Raw genomic sequence first — 18,944 nt, 5'->3', positions numbered from 1 at the left:
GAAAAATGAATACCAAGTCTCTGAGTGAACATACGTAATTCATTACGAAGTTTAATTCACGAGCATCAAACTTAAATTGAAGAGTTTGATCATGGCTCAGATTGAACGCTGGCGGCAGGCCTAACACATGCAAGTCGAGCGGTAACACAGGGAGCTTGCTCCTGGGTGACGAGCGGCGGACGGGTGAGTAATGTCTGGGAAACTGCCTGATGGAGGGGGATAACTACTGGAAACGGTAGCTAATACCGCATAACGTCGCAAGACCAAAGAGGGGGACCTTCGGGCCTCTTGCCATCAGATGTGCCCAGATGGGATTAGCTAGTAGGTGGGGTAACGGCTCACCTAGGCGACGATCCCTAGCTGGTCTGAGAGGATGACCAGCCACACTGGAACTGAGACACGGTCCAGACTCCTACGGGAGGCAGCAGTGGGGAATATTGCACAATGGGCGCAAGCCTGATGCAGCCATGCCGCGTGTATGAAGAAGGCCTTCGGGTTGTAAAGTACTTTCAGCGGGGAGGAAGGTGTTGAGGTTAATAACCTCAGCAATTGACGTTACCCGCAGAAGAAGCACCGGCTAACTCCGTGCCAGCAGCCGCGGTAATACGGAGGGTGCAAGCGTTAATCGGAATTACTGGGCGTAAAGCGCACGCAGGCGGTCTGTCAAGTCGGATGTGAAATCCCCGGGCTCAACCTGGGAACTGCATTCGAAACTGGCAGGCTAGAGTCTTGTAGAGGGGGGTAGAATTCCAGGTGTAGCGGTGAAATGCGTAGAGATCTGGAGGAATACCGGTGGCGAAGGCGGCCCCCTGGACAAAGACTGACGCTCAGGTGCGAAAGCGTGGGGAGCAAACAGGATTAGATACCCTGGTAGTCCACGCCGTAAACGATGTCGACTTGGAGGTTGTGCCCTTGAGGCGTGGCTTCCGGAGCTAACGCGTTAAGTCGACCGCCTGGGGAGTACGGCCGCAAGGTTAAAACTCAAATGAATTGACGGGGGCCCGCACAAGCGGTGGAGCATGTGGTTTAATTCGATGCAACGCGAAGAACCTTACCTACTCTTGACATCCAGAGAACTTTCCAGAGATGGATTGGTGCCTTCGGGAACTCTGAGACAGGTGCTGCATGGCTGTCGTCAGCTCGTGTTGTGAAATGTTGGGTTAAGTCCCGCAACGAGCGCAACCCTTATCCTTTGTTGCCAGCGGTCCGGCCGGGAACTCAAAGGAGACTGCCAGTGATAAACTGGAGGAAGGTGGGGATGACGTCAAGTCATCATGGCCCTTACGAGTAGGGCTACACACGTGCTACAATGGCGCATACAAAGAGAAGCGACCTCGCGAGAGCAAGCGGACCTCATAAAGTGCGTCGTAGTCCGGATTGGAGTCTGCAACTCGACTCCATGAAGTCGGAATCGCTAGTAATCGTAGATCAGAATGCTACGGTGAATACGTTCCCGGGCCTTGTACACACCGCCCGTCACACCATGGGAGTGGGTTGCAAAAGAAGTAGGTAGCTTAACCTTCGGGAGGGCGCTTACCACTTTGTGATTCATGACTGGGGTGAAGTCGTAACAAGGTAACCGTAGGGGAACCTGCGGTTGGATCACCTCCTTACCTTAAAGAACCTGCCTTTGTAGTGCTCACACAGATTGTCTGATGAAAAGTAAATAGCAAGGCGTCTTGCGATTGAGACTTCAGTGTCCCCTTCGTCTAGAGGCCCAGGACACCGCCCTTTCACGGCGGTAACAGGGGTTCGAATCCCCTAGGGGACGCCACTTGCTGGTTCGTGAGTGAAAGTCACCTGCCGTCATATCTCAAAACTGACTTGCGAGTCAAGTTTGAGATATTTGCTCTTTAAAAATCTGGATCAAGCTGAAAATTGAAACGACACATCTTTAATGGTGTGTTCGAGTCTCTCAAATTTTCGCAATCGGAAGTGAAACATCTTCGGGTTGTGAGGTTAAGCGACTAAGCGTACACGGTGGATGCCCTGGCAGTCAGAGGCGATGAAGGACGTGCTAATCTGCGAAAAGCGCCGGCGAGGTGATATGAACCTTTGACCCGGCGATGTCCGAATGGGGAAACCCAGTGTGATTCGTCACACTATCGTTAACTGAATACATAGGTTAACGAGGCGAACCGGGGGAACTGAAACATCTAAGTACCCCGAGGAAAAGAAATCAACCGAGATTCCCCCAGTAGCGGCGAGCGAACGGGGAGCAGCCCAGAGTCTGAATCAGCTTGTGTGTTAGTGGAAGCGTCTGGAAAGTCGCACGGTACAGGGTGACAGTCCCGTACACGAAAGCACACAGGTTGTGAACTCGAAGAGTAGGGCGGGACACGTGGTATCCTGTCTGAATATGGGGGGACCATCCTCCAAGGCTAAATACTCCTGACTGACCGATAGTGAACCAGTACCGTGAGGGAAAGGCGAAAAGAACCCCGGCGAGGGGAGTGAAAAAGAACCTGAAACCGTGTACGTACAAGCAGTGGGAGCACCTTCGTGGTGTGACTGCGTACCTTTTGTATAATGGGTCAGCGACTTATATTCTGTAGCAAGGTTAACCGTATAGGGGAGCCGAAGGGAAACCGAGTCTTAACTGGGCGTTAAGTTGCAGGGTATAGACCCGAAACCCGGTGATCTAGCCATGGGCAGGTTGAAGGTTGGGTAACACTAACTGGAGGACCGAACCGACTAATGTTGAAAAATTAGCGGATGACTTGTGGCTGGGGGTGAAAGGCCAATCAAACCGGGAGATAGCTGGTTCTCCCCGAAAGCTATTTAGGTAGCGCCTCGTGAACTCATCTTCGGGGGTAGAGCACTGTTTCGGCTAGGGGGCCATCCCGGCTTACCAACCCGATGCAAACTACGAATACCGAAGAATGTTATCACGGGAGACACACGGCGGGTGCTAACGTCCGTCGTGAAGAGGGAAACAACCCAGACCGCCAGCTAAGGTCCCAAAGTCATGGTTAAGTGGGAAACGATGTGGGAAGGCACAGACAGCCAGGATGTTGGCTTAGAAGCAGCCATCATTTAAAGAAAGCGTAATAGCTCACTGGTCGAGTCGGCCTGCGCGGAAGATGTAACGGGGCTAAACCATGCACCGAAGCTGCGGCAGCGACGCTTATGCGTTGTTGGGTAGGGGAGCGTTCTGTAAGCCGTTGAAGGTGTGCTGTGAGGCATGCTGGAGGTATCAGAAGTGCGAATGCTGACATAAGTAACGATAAAGCGGGTGAAAAGCCCGCTCGCCGGAAGACCAAGGGTTCCTGTCCAACGTTAATCGGGGCAGGGTGAGTCGACCCCTAAGGCGAGGCCGAAAGGCGTAGTCGATGGGAAACAGGTTAATATTCCTGTACTTGGTGTTACTGCGAAGGGGGGACGGAGAAGGCTATGTTAGCCGGGCGACGGTTGTCCCGGTTTAAGCATGTAGGCGGAGGTTCCAGGTAAATCCGGTACCTTTTTAACGCTGAGGTGTGATGACGAGGCACTACGGTGCTGAAGTAACAAATGCCCTGCTTCCAGGAAAAGCCTCTAAGCATCAGGTAACATCAAATCGTACCCCAAACCGACACAGGTGGTCAGGTAGAGAATACCAAGGCGCTTGAGAGAACTCGGGTGAAGGAACTAGGCAAAATGGTGCCGTAACTTCGGGAGAAGGCACGCTGATATGTAGGTGAAGCCCCTGCGGGTGGAGCTGAAATCAGTCGAAGATACCAGCTGGCTGCAACTGTTTATTAAAAACACAGCACTGTGCAAACACGAAAGTGGACGTATACGGTGTGACGCCTGCCCGGTGCCGGAAGGTTAATTGATGGGGTTAGCGGCAACGCGAAGCTCTTGATCGAAGCCCCGGTAAACGGCGGCCGTAACTATAACGGTCCTAAGGTAGCGAAATTCCTTGTCGGGTAAGTTCCGACCTGCACGAATGGCGTAATGATGGCCAGGCTGTCTCCACCCGAGACTCAGTGAAATTGAACTCGCTGTGAAGATGCAGTGTACCCGCGGCAAGACGGAAAGACCCCGTGAACCTTTACTATAGCTTGACACTGAACACTGGTCCTTGATGTGTAGGATAGGTGGGAGGCTTTGAAGCGTGGACGCCAGTCTGCGTGGAGCCATCCTTGAAATACCACCCTTTAATGGCTGGTGTTCTAACGTAGACCCGTAATCCGGGTTGCGGACAGTGTCTGGTGGGTAGTTTGACTGGGGCGGTCTCCTCCCAAAGAGTAACGGAGGAGCACGAAGGTTAGCTAATCCTGGTCGGACATCAGGAGGTTAGTGCAATGGCATAAGCTAGCTTGACTGCGAGAGTGACGGCTCGAGCAGGTGCGAAAGCAGGTCATAGTGATCCGGTGGTTCTGAATGGAAGGGCCATCGCTCAACGGATAAAAGGTACTCCGGGGATAACAGGCTGATACCGCCCAAGAGTTCATATCGACGGCGGTGTTTGGCACCTCGATGTCGGCTCATCACATCCTGGGGCTGAAGTAGGTCCCAAGGGTATGGCTGTTCGCCATTTAAAGTGGTACGCGAGCTGGGTTTAGAACGTCGTGAGACAGTTCGGTCCCTATCTGCCGTGGGCGCTGGAGAATTGAGGGGGGCTGCTCCTAGTACGAGAGGACCGGAGTGGACGCATCACTGGTGTTCGGGTTGTCATGCCAATGGCACTGCCCGGTAGCTAAATGCGGAAAAGATAAGTGCTGAAAGCATCTAAGCACGAAACTTGCCCCGAGATGAGTTCTCCCTGACCCTTTAAGGGTCCTGAAGGAACGTTGAAGACGACGACGTTGATAGGTCGGGTGTGTAAGCGCAGCGATGCGTTGAGCTAACCGATACTAATGAACCGTGAGGCTTAACCTTACAACGCCGAAGGTGTTTCGGCGAAGAGACAGACAATCAATTTCAGCCTGATACAGATTAACAGAATTTGCCTGGCGGCTTTAGCGCGGTGGTCCCACCTGACCCCATGCCGAACTCAGAAGTGAAACGCCGTAGCGCCGATGGTAGTGTGGGGTCTCCCCATGTGAGAGTAGGGAACTGCCAGGCATCAAATAAGTGAAGAGGCCATCCGAAAGGATGGCCTTTTTGCGTTTCTGAACCAACGAATTTTGTAGGCCAGGTAAGGCAAAGCCGCCACCCGGCAAGTCAGACCGCACCCCACGCCACAATAAACCCCGCGATCCCATCCACATCATTTAAGTCCAGCACCGGAACCTCAAGCGGCAATACCACATCACTGGCCACCGCAATGACATGCTCATCAAGCGTTAACTCGCTGATGTCATGCCCGGCATCACTTCTGAACAGCAGGATCTTAGGCACGGCCTCATGCTTAAATCCTTCAACCAGCACCAGATCCAGCGTGGCATGATCCATCCGGCTGACCAGATAAGCGAGATCCAGCGGCGCCTCATCCGGCGTTTCTGTCATTAACGCCCAGCGCTGAGGACTTGCTACCATCGTTTGTGCTGCTCCAGCCTTACGCAGCTCATAGCTGTCTTTTCCTGGCGTATCGATATCCATGTTGTGATGACTATGCTTAATCAATCCAGGACGAAGGCCTCTGGCACACAGCGCTGGTATCAGCTTTTTCAGCAGCGTAGTTTTCCCGGTCCCACTCCATGCTGAAATGGCTAAAAGAGGTATCATTTTTTCTCCTGCATCATCTGCAAATCTTCATGCGTATTCACGTTCACAAACGCTGATTTCACATCGCTAAAATCAACGGAATGGCCGCCAGACTCACGCATGAAGACCATCACCCTGCGCTCTCCCGCAGCCAGATAGCTCTGCAGAGCAGGCGCTAGCGATCGATGCATCAATGCGATAGCAGGATGGTCACGCTCGCCATCATGTACCCAAACCACAGGAGCCGTACCGCGAAGCTGTAACAAACGTTCGACAAGACAGGACGGAATAAACGGGGTATCGCAGGGACAGAAGATAAACCACTCTCCTTGAGACTGTTGAATGACAGAAAGCATACCGGCCAGCGGTCCCGGGAAATCCTCAAGGATATCCTGGTAAACGGCGTACCCGCTGCGCTGGTAAGTGTCGATATGCCGGTTAGCACTGATGGCCATTGTCGACACCTGGTCTGCGAGCGTATCAGCGACATGCTGCCACAAGGGTTTGCCATTAAGAAGCTGAAGCCCCTTATCTTTTCCACCCATTCGCGTTGCTTTGCCGCCTGCCAGAACGACCCCGATGATTTCCTGGCTAAGATTCACGAATATCGCCTCTTTTATTGTGGGATTGACCCTGCTAACGTGTCACTCTAAATGAAAGGAGCACCACCATGAAATGTAAACGTCTGAATGAAGTTATTGAACTCCTCCAGCCCGCCTGGCAAAAAGAGCCAGAGCTAAATCTGATGCAATTTTTACAGAAACTGGCGAAAGAGTCAGGTTTTGACGGCGATCTGGCAGACCTTTCTGACGACATCCTGATCTACCACCTTAAAATGCGCGACTCCGCAAAAGATGCTGTTATTCCTGGTATTCAGAAAGATTATGAGGAAGATTTTAAGACCGCATTGCTGCGCGCCCGAGGCGTAATTAAAGAGTAAAAGCTTGTAAGCGGCGGCACCGAAATCGCCACAAGATGATATCCTGAATCATTCGTATAATTTCCGGATGATCGGATGAACGACCAGGCTTTTACTTTCCAGACATTACACCCGGACACCATTATGGATGCCCTGTTTGAACAGGGTATTCGGGTGGATTCCGGGCTAACACCGTTAAACAGCTACGAAAACCGCGTCTATCAATTTCAGGACGAGGATCGTCAGCGCTTCGTCGTAAAGTTCTATCGTCCTGAACGCTGGTCCGCTGAACAAATTCAGGAAGAGCATCAGTTTGCTCACGATCTGCTGGATGACGATGTCCCCGTTGCCGCGCCCCTGAAATTCAATAACCAAACGCTCCTCACGCACGAAGGGTTTTATTACGCGGTATTCCCAAGCCTGGGAGGACGTCAATTTGAAGCGGATAATATCGATCAGATGGAGTGGGTTGCCCGTTATCTTGGGCGCATACACCAGACGGGACGCAAAAAAGCCTTTATTGCCCGCCCGACTATCGGGATTCAGGAATACCTTCTTGAGCCGCGCGAAATATTTGAAACGTCTGCAATGATCCCCGCTGCGTTAAAGAATGATTTCCTCAACGCCACCGATAAGCTCATTGCTGCTGTTAAAACCTGCTGGCGCGACGATATTTCCGTCCTGCGCCTGCATGGCGATTGTCATGCAGGAAATATCCTCTGGCGTGATGGCCCGCTCTTTGTCGATCTCGATGATGCGCGTATGGGGCCAGCGGTTCAGGATCTGTGGATGCTGCTCAATGGCGACAAAGCCGAGCAACGTATGCAGCTTGAAACCATTATTGAAGCTTATGAAGAATTTAGCCCATTTAATTCAGACGAAATTGCCCTGATTGAGCCTTTACGCGCGATGCGTTTTGTTTATTATCTCGCATGGTTGATCAGGCGTTGGGACGATCCCGCATTTCCCCGGAATTTCCCGTGGCTTACCGGAGAGGATTACTGGCGTAGCCAGATATCTACATTTACTGAGCAGGTCAAGGTTCTTCAGGAACCTCCACTGCAATTAACGCCGATGTATTAATTGGACACACCCAGGAGAGAGTTAATCATGAAAAAAATTTGGCTGGCGCTGGCAGGTATGATTCTGGCATTTAGCGCTTCTGCTGCGCAGTTTACCGACGGCAAACAGTACACCACGCTGGAAAAGCCGGTCGCTGGCGAGCCACAGGTTCTGGAGTTCTTCTCGTTCTATTGCCCACACTGCTATCAGTTCGAGCAGGTGCTGCATGTGTCTGACAACGTGAAGAAAAAGCTGCCAGAAGGCACCAAAATGACCAAGTACCACGTCGAGTTCCTGGGCCCATTGGGTAAAGACCTGACTCAGGCGTGGGCGGTTGCGATGGCGCTGGGCGTGGAAGATAAGATCACTGCGCCAATGTTTGAAGCCGTACAGAAAACCCAGACCGTTCAAACCACTGCGGATATTCGTAAAGTGTTCGTTGATGCCGGCGTGAAAGGTGAAGAGTATGACGCAGCATGGAACAGCTTTGTGGTGAAATCTCTGGTAGCTCAGCAGGAAAAAGCGGCTGCTGACCTCCAGCTTCAGGGCGTTCCGGCGATGTTTGTTAACGGCAAATACCAGCTGAACATGCAGGGCATGGACACCAGCAGCATGGATATCTTCGTACAGCAGTATGCTGATACCGTGAAATACCTGGTTGAGAAGAAGTAATTTCGTTGATGTAAAAACGCCGGTCACTGACCGGCGTTTTTGTATGAAGATTTAATAGTGTCTATCTGTTCGTCTTTCTCTTTCCAGAGCGTATTAAGCCACTGCTGGAAACGACGTTTAAAGTTCTTATCATTCACGTAATCACCATGCAGCCCGGAATCAATAGGCACCAGGTCGACACGCACAACAATACGCGTCAGTTTGCCGCTGAGCATATCGAAGAATGGCGTTTTGTCGTTTTCCGGATAGCAGAGCGTGACGTTAAGGAGTTTATCGAACTGTGCTCCCAGCACGTTAAGCGCCATCGCAATCCCCGCCGCCTTTGGCGGCAGCAGGTGCTGGTAAGGAGAGCGAGTTTGCTGGTGCTTCTCTTCCGTAAACCGGGAGCCTTCCACAAAGTTCACGATGGTCGTTGGATGCGCGCGAAACTTTTCGCAGGACCGGCGCGTGGTCTCCACATCCTTACCGCGACGTTCCGGATGACGAATCAAATAGCTGCGCGAATAGCGTTTCATAAACGGCATATCGAGCGCCCAGCAGGCCAGCCCGATAAAAGGCACCCAGGCGAGCTGCTGTTTCAGAAAGTATTTGTTCATCGGGATGTGTTTGCGAAAAAGCACGCATAACACCACGATGTCCGCCCAGCTGTGGTGATTGCAGATCAGCAGGTACCAGTTCTTCTTGTTAAGACTCTCCAGCCCTTTTATATCCCACTTCAGATGCGGGTTCAGGCACAGCAGGATCGCCAGTCCTTCGCACCAGCAGTACATCATGAAATTACAAAATGCGGATACGGCTCGCCACACCACGGGGACAGGCAGCAGCAGTTTAATAATCCCGGCGAGAATGATCGGCACAGAGCAGATGACCGTCACCAGAATAGTTAAAATAATGCTTAACAGTAATGTTATTGCAGCGAGCAATCTCGACATGATGAGCTTTTTCAGGTAGTTAGCTGTAAGTGAGCGACCGGCTAGTCGACGCTGGGCGCTGATTTTACCAGAAAACAGACAATTTAATGGCGCTTTCACGTGATGATTTGGCCGCTTTTACCCTGTCGCAGAAGATTTCTCTGTCATTCCGCGCTTATCAAGTCTTATATCCACATAGACTAAATAGCCATCAGTTGGCCATAAAGATAAGATCTAATGCCATAACAGCATGATAATTAAGATCTAAAAATTATCTCATATGTATTTTTTGCGTCTGTTATTCATATGAAGTGAAAATATACACAAACTTATCCACAGTTTGATTTTTGCGAGCGATCCTCACGATCGCAAAATCTTTTCCTGTATCTGGCGCTAATAACTGATGTTTTCATCCTTCTGTGGCATCCTTTACCCATAAATTGATTAAAGGCACGGACATTATGGTTCAGATCCCAGAAAACCCTCTTATTCTCGTCGATGGCTCTTCTTACCTGTATCGGGCATACCATGCGTTTCCTCCTCTGACCAATAGCGCAGGGGAACCGACCGGCGCAATGTACGGCGTGCTGAACATGCTGCGCAGCCTGATCCTTCAGTATCAGCCAACCCATGCGGCTGTCGTCTTTGATGCGAAAGGTAAAACCTTCCGCGATGAGCTGTTTGAGCATTACAAATCCCACCGTCCGCCAATGCCTGACGATCTGCGTGCGCAGATTGAGCCGCTGCACGCCATGGTAAAAGCGATGGGGCTGCCGCTGCTGGCGGTCTCTGGCGTTGAAGCCGATGACGTCATCGGCACGCTGGCGCGTGAAGCTGAAAAAATGGGCCGTCCTGTGCTGATCAGCACCGGTGATAAAGATATGGCGCAGCTGGTGACGCCAGGTATTACCCTGATTAACACCATGACTAACACCATTCTGGGGCCAGAAGAAGTGGTCACGAAGTATGGCGTGCCGCCAGAGCTGATTATCGATTTCCTCGCATTGATGGGCGACTCCTCGGATAACATCCCGGGTGTCCCTGGCGTCGGCGAGAAAACCGCGCAGGCGCTGCTTCAGGGGCTGGGCGGGCTGGATACGCTCTACGCCGAATCAGACAAAATCGCCGGGCTCACCTTCCGTGGTGCAAAAACCATGGCCGGAAAACTGGAAGAGAACAAAGAGGTGGCTTATCTCTCCTATAAGCTGGCAACCATCAAAACTGATGTCGAACTGGAGCTGGGCTGTGAGCAGCTGGAAGTGCAACAGCCTTCCGCTGACGATCTGCTGAGCCTGTTTAAGAAATACGAATTCAAGCGCTGGATCGCTGACGTGGAAGCCGGTAAATGGCTGCAGGCAAAAGGGGCGAAACCTGCTGCAAAGCCGAAGGAGACGATTGTCGTTGACGCAGAAGAACAGGCGGAAGAAGAAGCCGTGGCGCTTTCCTTCGACAACTACGAAACCATTCTTGAAGAGTCGCAGCTGATCGCCTGGATCGACAAACTGAAAAAGGCACCGGTCTTTGCCTTTGATACCGAAACTGACAGTCTCGATAACATCTCAGCCAATATGGTAGGCCTGTCATTTGCGACAGAGCCTGGTCATGCGGCCTATGTTCCCGTGGCGCACGATTACCTGGACGCGCCGGAGCAGATCTCCCGTGAACGCGTGCTTGAGCTGCTGAAGCCGATCCTGGAAGATGAAAAGGCGCTTAAGGTTGGGCAAAACCTCAAGTACGACCGCGGTATTCTGCAAAACTACGGCATTGAACTGCGCGGGATTGCCTTCGACACCATGCTTGAATCCTACATTCTGGACAGCGTCGCGGGCCGTCATGATATGGATTCCTTATCTGACCGCTGGCTCAAGCACAAAACCATCACCTTCGAAGAGATTGCCGGTAAAGGGAAAAATCAGCTCACCTTTAACCAGATAGCTCTCGAAGAAGCTGGGCGCTACGCGGCGGAAGACGCTGACGTCACGCTGCAGCTGCACCTGAAGATGTGGCCAAAACTGCAGAAGCACGAAGGTCCGCTGAACGTGTTCCAGCATATCGAGATGCCGCTGGTGCCCGTGCTGTCACGCATTGAACGTAACGGCGTAAAAATCGACCCAACGGTGCTGCATAACCACTCCGGGGAGCTGGCGCAGCGTTTGACCGAGCTTGAGCAAAAAGCGCATGAGCTTGCAGGCGAGCCGTTCAACCTCTCTTCACCGAAGCAGCTGCAAACCATTCTGTTTGAAAAGCAGGGCATCAAGCCGCTGAAGAAAACCCCTGGCGGTGCGCCTTCAACCTCTGAAGAGGTGCTGGAAGAGCTGGCGCTGGATTACCCGCTGCCAAAAGTGATTCTGCAGTACCGTGGTCTCGCGAAGCTGAAGTCTACCTACACCGACAAGCTCCCGCTGATGATCAACCCGAAAACGGGGCGTGTGCATACGTCGTATCATCAGGCCGTCGCGGCGACCGGTCGTCTCTCATCAACCGATCCCAACCTGCAGAACATCCCGGTACGTAACGAAGAGGGCCGCCGTATTCGCCAGGCTTTCATCGCCCCAGAGGATTATCTGATTGTCTCGGCAGACTACTCGCAAATCGAACTGCGCATTATGGCGCACCTGTCCCGTGACAAAGGCCTTCTGACCGCGTTTGCCGAAGGGAAGGATATCCACCGGGCAACCGCGGCGGAAGTCTTCGGCTTGCCGCTGGACAGCGTGACAAACGAGCAGCGCCGCAGCGCTAAGGCGATCAACTTCGGCCTGATTTACGGCATGAGTGCATTTGGGCTTTCGCGCCAGCTCAACATTCCGCGTAAAGAGTCGCAGAAGTATATGGATCTCTACTTCGAGCGTTATCCGGGCGTGCTGGAATATATGGAACGCACCCGCGCGCAGGCGAAGGAAAAAGGTTACGTCGAAACCCTGGATGGCCGCCGTCTCTACTTACCGGACATCAAATCCAGCAATGCCGCGCGTCGCGCTGGCGCTGAGCGTGCGGCGATCAACGCCCCGATGCAGGGTACCGCGGCGGACATTATTAAGCGTGCAATGATCGCCGTTGATGCCTGGCTTGAAGCAGAGAAGCCCCGCGTGAAAATGATCATGCAGGTACACGATGAACTGGTATTTGAAGTGCACAAGGACGACCTGGACGCCGTGTCGAAGAAGATCCACGAACTGATGGAAAGCAGCATGACGCTGGACGTGCCGTTGCTGGTGGAAGTAGGAAGTGGTGAAAACTGGGATCAGGCTCACTAACGGTTTTTCGCATAACGCGCTATTTATGTAAGTTTGCAACATATGAACGCGCGTTTTGTGACAATCATTAGAATTCCCTATGTAAAGAATGAAAAAAAACTACAAAAAGTGCTTTTTCTGCAGCACAAAAAGGGGTAGAGTTATCGGCGTAGGGTACAGAGGTAAGATGTTCTATCTTTCAGACCTTTTACTTCACGTAATCGGATTTGGCTGAATATTTTAGCCGCCCCAGTCAGTAATGACTGGGGCGTTTTTTATTGCGGCAAAGAAACCTTCGGGCAAAAAAAAGCGCGGCCATCGCCGCGCCCGGTATTACTCTTCTTCCGCTTCCGTCGCGGGTTCCAGCTCGCTAAACCAGGTGTCGAGCTTCTGACGCAGCTTGTCCACGCCCTGCTTTTTCAGCGAGGAGAACGGTTCAACCTGCACATCACCATTGAACGCCAGCACCGCTTCGCGAACCATATTCACCTGCGCTTTGCGCGCGCCGCTTGCCAGCTTATCGGCTTTCGTCAGTAGCACCAGCACGGCGATATCGCTTGCTACAGCCCAGTCGATCATCTGCTGATCCAGATCTTTCAGGGGATGGCGAATATCCATCAGCACCACCAGACCTTTCAGGCACAGACGTTTTTCCAGGTATTCACCCAGCGCACGCTGCCACTTGATTTTCATCTCTTCCGGAACCTGCGCGTAACCGTAGCCCGGTAAGTCGACCAGGCGTTTGCCCTCTGCGACTTCAAACAGGTTGATCAGCTGGGTACGGCCAGGTGTTTTTGAGGTACGCGCCAGGCTCTTCTGATTAGTCAGCGTATTCAGGGCGCTGGATTTCCCCGCATTGGAGCGGCCAGCAAATGCCACTTCAATACCGGTATCAGAAGGAAGGTGGCGTATATCGGGCGCACTGGTGACAAAATGCGTCTGTTGGTAGTTCCAGGTAGTCACGTGGTCGTCTCCAAAATCGTAATCTGAGGGGGATTATACCCGAATGCAGGCAAAAGGCTTTTCTGATTGCTATGCCCTGTAGGCGAATGCCCCAACCGGTGTGAGAGATCGGCCAGAGATGCTATGGGAGATTTCAGAGAATTCGCAGGTGTTAAAAAAGGCAAACTGTTTTAAATCATAATCTTATTTCCGGGTAATTGTCTGAAAATCTCTTTTTGTACCGTTTCGTTGCTTGTTAGTTTATGCGAACAATGTAAAGTGTGCGTCAGGGCGAGGAAGCCATCAGGAAATCGACTTAAGGATTAGGGTCAGGAGCGCCAGGAGGCGAAGACGCAGGATTGTCAGGATGACCAGCGCCTGGAGGCGTTTTAACAGGAAAGGGAACCGTATCATGGACGGTATTAGCCAAGGGATAAACAGGGTTTGTTGTTGGCAAACATGGAATGTCTGACCCGCTAAGGGTTGTGAGTCAGGAAAAAAGGCGACAGATTGCTCTGTCGCCTTTTTTCTTTGCTTGCTTTCTGCTAGATTTCGCCGCAATTCTATACTGAAGAAAACGACTTAAAGATAAAACATCATGAAAAAACCAACCTCCGCTGCGGGCGCGAAACGCCCTGCAAAAGCACGCCGCAAAACGCGCGAAGAACTGAACCAGGAAGCGCGCGACCGCAAACGCGACAAAAAACATCGCGGTCATGCTGCGGGTAGCCGTGCCAACGGTGGTGGTGCAGCGGGCGCTTCTGCAAAAGGCAAACAGCAGAAAGATCCTCGTATCGGCAGTAAAACTCCCATTCCACTGGGCGTGACAGACACCCCGGTCACTAAGCAGCACAAACCAAAGAGCGAGAAACCTATGCTTTCACCGCAGGCTGAGCTGGATTTGCTGGAGAACGATGAGCGCCTGGACGCGCTGCTGGAACGTCTTGAAGACGGTGAAACCCTGACCGCCGAAGAGCAGTCATGGGTGGATGCCAAACTGGATCGCATCGACGAGCTGATGCAGAAGCTGGGTCTGTCTTACGATGACGAAGACGATGAAGAAGAAGACGAAAAGCAGGAAGATATGATGCGTCTTCTGAAGGGTGGAAACTAACATTTGCACCCGGCAGGCACGATAGTCCTGCTTATAACCCTTCCGGTTATATGTTATCTGGTGTGGTTATTCGTTAAACTACGGCGGTTGTCGCGGCGACAGAAGTGGCTGCGCACCCGAATGAAGGCCCGCAATGGGGTCAGAACGGGCCGCCGTATACGAACGCGACACCAACGGAAGGAGTGAGCATGTCAGCACCAACTATCGACTGGGATTTGGCCCTAATCCAGAAATATAACTATTCCGGGCCGCGTTATACGTCATACCCCACCGCGCTGGAGTTCTCCGATGCCTTCGGCGAGAGGGATTTTCAGCAGGCTGTTGCACGCTATCCTGAGCGTCCGTTGTCGCTCTACGTCCATATTCCGTTCTGCCATAAGCTGTGTTACTTCTGCGGCTGCAATAAAATCGTGACCCGTCAGCAGCATAAAGCCGACCAGTACCTTGATGCGCTCGAACAAGAAATTGTGCATCGCGCGCCGCTGTTTAAAGGCCGTCACGTCAGCCAGCTTCACTGGGGCGGCGGTACGCCAACCTATCTGAATAAAGCGCAGATAAGTCGCCTGATGACGCTTCTGCGCGGCAATTTCAGTTTTAACGCCGACGCTGAAATCTCGATCGAAGTTGATCCGCGTGAAATTGAGCTGGATGTACTGGATCACTTACGCGCCGAAGGCTTCAATCGTCTGAGCATGGGCGTGCAGGATTTCAATAAAGAGGTTCAGCGTCTGGTGAACCGCGAGCAGGACGAAGAATTTATCTTCGCCTTACTCAATCACGCGCGTGAGATTGGTTTCACCTCGACCAATATCGACCTGATTTACGGCCTGCCAAAGCAGACGCCGGAGAGCTTCGCCTTCACCCTGAAGCGCGTGGCCGAACTCAACCCGGATCGCCTGAGCGTCTTTAACTACGCGCACCTGCCGACGCTGTTTGCCGCCCAGCGCAAAATCAAAGATGCCGATCTGCCTTCTGCCCAGCAGAAGCTGGATATCCTGCAGGAAACCATCACCTCGCTGACCGACACCGGCTATCAGTTTATCGGGATGGATCACTTCGCCCGTCCGGATGACGAGCTGGCGATTGCTCAGCGGGAAGGCGTTCTTCACCGCAACTTCCAGGGCTACACGACCCAGGGCGATACCGATTTGCTGGGAATGGGCGTCTCCGCCATTAGCATGATTGGCGACTGCTACGCGCAGAACCAGAAAGAGCTGAAGCTGTATTACCAGCAGGTTGATGAGACCGGCAACGCGCTGTGGCGCGGCATCGCGTTAACGCGTGACGACTGCATCCGTCGTGATGTGATTAAGGCGCTTATCTGCAACTTCCGTCTCGATGTCAGCGAGGTGGAAGCGCAGTGGGCGCTGAACTTCAGCGAGTATTTTGCGGAAGACCTGAAGCTTCTGGCGCCGCTGGCGAAGGACGGGCTGGTGGATGTCTCGGAGAGCGCGATAGAGGTCACCCCGAAAGGACGTCTGTTGATCCGTAATATCTGCATGTGCTTTGACGCGTATCTGCGTCAGAAAGCGCGTATGCAGCAGTTCTCGCGGGTGATTTAAGCGGCAATGCCGGGTGGCGGCTTCGCCTTATCCGGCCTACAAAAGCGTGAAATGTAGGCCGGGTAAGCGAAGCGCCACCCGGCTTTTCATTGACAGCTCGCTAGCTAAACAGCCCAACCAGCGCCGCACACAGCACCGCCGCAACGGCGGTTTGTGGCGTGTGGCTTTCAGCGGCTCCGCTAGAGAGCATATTCACGAATGTTTCCAGCATGATGTTCACCCCCAATTTCCGGGCACGATCATACAAAACTCATCGGAACAGTAAAGCGCAAAATAACGGCAATTTGCGCTCAATTAATAACCTTTACACAAGGGCTGATATTACTCCATTCCCAGCTCTTTCAGCTTGCGCGTCAGGGTATTACGTCCCCATCCCAACAGGCGAGCGGCTTCCTGCTTGTGGCCCTGCGTATGACGAAGCGCGGTAGTTAACAGCGTACGCTCCATCTCAGGCTGCGCTTCAGACAGCAGGTTTTGATGACCGGAACGCAGGGCACGGTCGGCCCACTGCGCCAGCAGCGTCGCCCAGCTGTCCGGCAGCGCGTGACCGGTGGTGCTTTCAGGCGCGGTCGCTTCAAACAGCTCGGCCGGTAAATCCTGAATCAGCACTTCCTGCCCGGCGGCCATCACGGTTAACCAGCGGCAGGTGTTTTCCAGCTGACGCACGTTGCCCGGCCACGCCAGACGCGTCAGGGCGGCATCGGTTTCGGGATGAAGCTGCTTGGCCTCCACGCCCAGCTCGCGGGCGGCCACCTGCAGGAAATGACGCGCCAGGCGGGGAATATCTTCCCGGCGTTCACGCAGCGGCGGCAGATGAACGCGAATGACGTTCAGACGATGGAATAAATCCTCGCGGAATTTGCCTTCCTGCACGCGTTGCTCCAGGTTCTGGTGGGTCGCGGCGATAATGCGCACGTCCACCTTCACCGGCGCATAGCCGCCCACGCGATAAAACTGCCCGTCGGCCAGCACGCGCAGCAGGCGGGTCTGGACATCCAGCGGCATATCGCCGATTTCATCCAGAAACAGCGTGCCGCCGTCTGCCTGTTCGAAGCGCCCCTGGCGAATGGTATTTGCGCCGGTAAATGCCCCTTTTTCATGGCCGAACAGTTCGGACTCAATCAAATCCTTCGGGATTGCTGCCATATTCAGGGCGATGAACGGCGCTTTTGCCCGCGGGCTGTGGCGATGCAGGGCATGCGCCACAAGCTCTTTACCTGTTCCCGATTCACCGTTAATCAATACGCTGATGGACGAGCGGGACAGACGGCCAATAATGCGAAACACGTCCTGCATCGCCGGCGCTTCGCCGATGATGTCGGTGGTTGGGCCAAAATCGGGCGCGTGGCGCGGCTGCTGCTGTTCCTGATAATGGCTAATCGCGCGCTCAACCAGCGCCACCGCTTCGTCGATATCAAACGGTTTGGGCAGGTAATCGAACGCCCCTTGCTGATAGGCGCTAACTGCGGCATCCAGATCGGAGTGCGCGGTCATTATGATGACCGGAAGCATAGGGTGGCGTTGTTTGATCTGCTTTAACAGCGCCAGCCCGTCCATGCCCGGCATGCGAATATCCGAAAGCAGAACATCGGGCGTTTTGGTGGTGAGTGCGTCGAGCACTTCGCTGCCGCTCTCAAACGTCGTGCAGCTTAATCCCGCCCCTGTGAGCGCGCGTTCAAGCACCCAACGGATGGAGCTATCGTCATCGACTACCCAGACTATCCCTCGTTGCATAAACGTCACCTTTATTTTTTAATCGGCAGGAAAACCGAAAACTCGGTATGTCCCGGCCAACTGGTAAATTCAATTTTTCCAGAGTGTTGATCGATCAAACTGCGGGCAATGGATAAGCCCAGGCCGGTTCCGCCTTCGCGACCGCTTACCATCGGATAGAACAGGGTGTCCTGCAGATGCGATGGAATGCCGGGCCCGTTATCCTCGATGTCGATTCGTGCCGCAAGCCGATAGCGCACGCCGTGTAACGTGAGCTGGAAGGCGGTACGGGTGCGTAAAATAATCTCGCCCCCTTCAGGCCCCAGCGCCTGCAGGGCATTGCGCACAATGTTCAACAGGACCTGCTCAATCTGATCCGGGTCATGAGCCAGTTCCGGCAGGCTTGGGTCGTAATCGCGTACCAGCGTGACGTTCTCCGGCAGCTCCATCGAGACGAGCTTCACCACCCGTTCAGCCACTTTATGGATGCTTTCTGTGACGTGCATTCCCGGCTGCTGTGGCCCGAGAAGACGGTCAACCAGATTCCGCAGGCGGTCCGCCTGCTCGATGATGACGTTGGTGTACTCCGCCAGCGCAGGGTCGGGCAGCGCCTTGGTCAGAAGCTGCGCCGCACCGCGTAATCCACCCAGCGGGTTTTTGATTTCATGCGCCAGACCGCGCACCAGGTCACGGGCGGCAATTTGCTGTGCATGCTGAAGCTGTTCCTGGCTCAGTCGACGCTGATTATCCATCGGCGCCATTTCCAGCAGGATCAGGCCTTCAGGAAGACGTTGCGCGGTCAGCGACAGAATGTGCGAACGCCCGTCGATCACCAGCGTCACTTCGTTATCGGTGAAACCCTGGCCTGCCTGTAAACTTTCCTGCATCAGTCCAATATTCAGCGAAAAATAGCTCAGGAGTTCCGGAAGCGGGGTGCCGAACAGTTTGCGTGCGCTTTGGGCGAGCAGCTGCTGTGCCGCCGGGTTGGCGTAATGAACGGCCAGCTCGTCATCGACCAGCAATATGCTGTTAATCAAAGAATTGAGGATCTGCCCAGCATCGGGCAGCGTGCCAGTTGCCATTCAGCAGTCTCCTGGAGTCGTTTGCACTAATTTAGTGCAGTATAGCGTTTTCGGCGTAAAAAGCGCGTGAGATCAGATTGTTGGTGGAGAAAAAAGCCCATCC

At 53.3% G+C, this 18,944-nt stretch carries 13 protein-coding genes, 1 tRNA gene and 3 rRNA genes; 10 read left to right on the top strand and 7 right to left on the bottom strand.

The window, feature by feature from the left end:
* The first annotated feature begins 73 nt into the window (after positions 1-73).
* The 4 genes from V1587_RS02585 to rrf all read left to right on the top strand — a co-directional run bounded on the left by V1587_RS02585 (position 74) and on the right by rrf (position 5,049).
* Positions 74-1,613: ribosomal RNA gene (locus tag V1587_RS02585) — 16S ribosomal RNA — on the top strand.
* An 85-nt stretch (positions 1,614-1,698) separates the two neighbouring features.
* Positions 1,699-1,774, top strand: a tRNA-Glu gene (locus V1587_RS02580).
* Positions 1,775-1,957: 183 nt separating this feature from the next.
* Positions 1,958-4,863, top strand: a 23S ribosomal RNA gene (locus V1587_RS02575).
* A 70-nt stretch (positions 4,864-4,933) separates the two neighbouring features.
* Positions 4,934-5,049, top strand: a 5S ribosomal RNA gene (gene rrf, locus V1587_RS02570).
* The 16S, 23S and 5S rRNA genes sit together here with 1 tRNA gene alongside, the layout of an rRNA operon.
* Positions 5,050-5,148: 99 nt before the next feature.
* On the opposite strand, the gene mobB is transcribed toward rrf, so the two are convergent.
* Together mobB and mobA are read right to left on the bottom strand one after the other, a co-directional pair.
* The gene (gene mobB, locus V1587_RS02565; RefSeq protein ID WP_371899632.1) at positions 5,149-5,652 is read right to left on the bottom strand and encodes a molybdopterin-guanine dinucleotide biosynthesis protein MobB; all 504 of its coding nucleotides are present in this window, start codon (positions 5,650-5,652) and stop codon (positions 5,149-5,151) included.
* The gene (gene mobA, locus V1587_RS02560) at positions 5,649-6,233 is read right to left on the bottom strand and encodes a molybdenum cofactor guanylyltransferase MobA (protein WP_371899633.1); all 585 of its coding nucleotides are present in this window, start codon (positions 6,231-6,233) and stop codon (positions 5,649-5,651) included. The genes mobB and mobA overlap by 4 nt, the downstream gene beginning before the upstream one ends.
* A 68-nt stretch (positions 6,234-6,301) precedes the next feature.
* Between mobA and V1587_RS02555 the strand changes: the two genes are divergently transcribed.
* The 3 genes from V1587_RS02555 to dsbA all read left to right on the top strand — a co-directional run bounded on the left by V1587_RS02555 (position 6,302) and on the right by dsbA (position 8,284).
* Complete coding sequence (locus tag V1587_RS02555; RefSeq protein WP_008501866.1) at positions 6,302-6,571, top strand: YihD family protein; 270 nt, start codon at positions 6,302-6,304, stop codon at positions 6,569-6,571.
* Between the two features lie 75 nt (positions 6,572-6,646).
* Entirely contained in the window at positions 6,647-7,633 is a 987-nt protein-coding gene (locus V1587_RS02550; protein ID WP_395314496.1) for a serine/threonine protein kinase, read from the top strand.
* Between the two features lie 27 nt (positions 7,634-7,660).
* The gene (gene dsbA, locus V1587_RS02545) at positions 7,661-8,284 is read left to right on the top strand and encodes a thiol:disulfide interchange protein DsbA (RefSeq protein ID WP_371899635.1); all 624 of its coding nucleotides are present in this window, start codon (positions 7,661-7,663) and stop codon (positions 8,282-8,284) included.
* 23 nt (positions 8,285-8,307) lie between these two features.
* Here the strand turns inward: dsbA and V1587_RS02540 are convergent, their stop codons facing one another.
* Positions 8,308-9,216: an acyltransferase gene (locus V1587_RS02540; protein WP_371899636.1), complete on the bottom strand. Its 909-nt coding sequence runs from the start codon at positions 9,214-9,216 to the stop codon at positions 8,308-8,310.
* A 440-nt stretch (positions 9,217-9,656) separates the two neighbouring features.
* Here V1587_RS02540 and polA point away from each other — a divergent pair, with 440 nt between their 5' ends.
* Positions 9,657-12,449 carry a DNA polymerase I gene (gene polA, locus V1587_RS02535; RefSeq protein WP_371899637.1) on the top strand — a complete coding sequence of 931 codons (2,793 nt, stop codon included), beginning with the start codon at positions 9,657-9,659 and terminating at the stop codon, positions 12,447-12,449.
* A 312-nt stretch (positions 12,450-12,761) separates the two neighbouring features.
* Here the strand turns inward: polA and yihA are convergent, their stop codons facing one another.
* Entirely contained in the window at positions 12,762-13,391 is a 630-nt protein-coding gene (gene yihA / locus V1587_RS02530; protein ID WP_023309768.1) for a ribosome biogenesis GTP-binding protein YihA/YsxC, read from the bottom strand.
* Positions 13,392-13,968: 577 nt separating this feature from the next.
* On the opposite strand from yihA, the gene yihI reads away from it, so the two are divergent.
* Positions 13,969-14,484 (top strand): Der GTPase-activating protein YihI, encoded by a 516-nt coding sequence (gene yihI / locus V1587_RS02525; protein ID WP_371899638.1) that lies wholly within the window; start codon positions 13,969-13,971, stop codon positions 14,482-14,484.
* 188 nt (positions 14,485-14,672) lie between these two features.
* The gene (gene hemN, locus V1587_RS02520; protein WP_371899639.1) at positions 14,673-16,046 is read left to right on the top strand and encodes an oxygen-independent coproporphyrinogen III oxidase; all 1,374 of its coding nucleotides are present in this window, start codon (positions 14,673-14,675) and stop codon (positions 16,044-16,046) included.
* Between the two features lie 100 nt (positions 16,047-16,146).
* Here hemN and V1587_RS02515 read toward each other — a convergent pair whose 3' ends face one another.
* The 3 genes from V1587_RS02515 to glnL form a co-directional block, all read right to left on the bottom strand.
* The gene (locus tag V1587_RS02515) at positions 16,147-16,257 is read right to left on the bottom strand and encodes a YshB family small membrane protein (RefSeq protein ID WP_032622955.1); all 111 of its coding nucleotides are present in this window, start codon (positions 16,255-16,257) and stop codon (positions 16,147-16,149) included.
* A gap of 110 nt (positions 16,258-16,367) precedes the next feature.
* On the bottom strand, positions 16,368-17,780 hold the full coding sequence (gene glnG, locus V1587_RS02510) for a nitrogen regulation protein NR(I) (protein WP_024909218.1): 1,413 nt from the start codon (positions 17,778-17,780) through the stop codon (positions 16,368-16,370).
* Between the two features lie 11 nt (positions 17,781-17,791).
* On the bottom strand, positions 17,792-18,841 hold the full coding sequence (glnL, locus tag V1587_RS02505; protein ID WP_371899640.1) for a nitrogen regulation protein NR(II): 1,050 nt from the start codon (positions 18,839-18,841) through the stop codon (positions 17,792-17,794).
* Positions 18,842-18,944: the final 103 nt, after the last annotated feature.

This window comes from Enterobacter sp. ECC-249, assembly GCF_043965265.1.
Taxonomy (GTDB): Bacteria; Pseudomonadota; Gammaproteobacteria; order Enterobacterales; family Enterobacteriaceae; genus Enterobacter; species Enterobacter quasiroggenkampii.
This window is presented reverse-complemented; position numbering and strand designations above follow the sequence as displayed.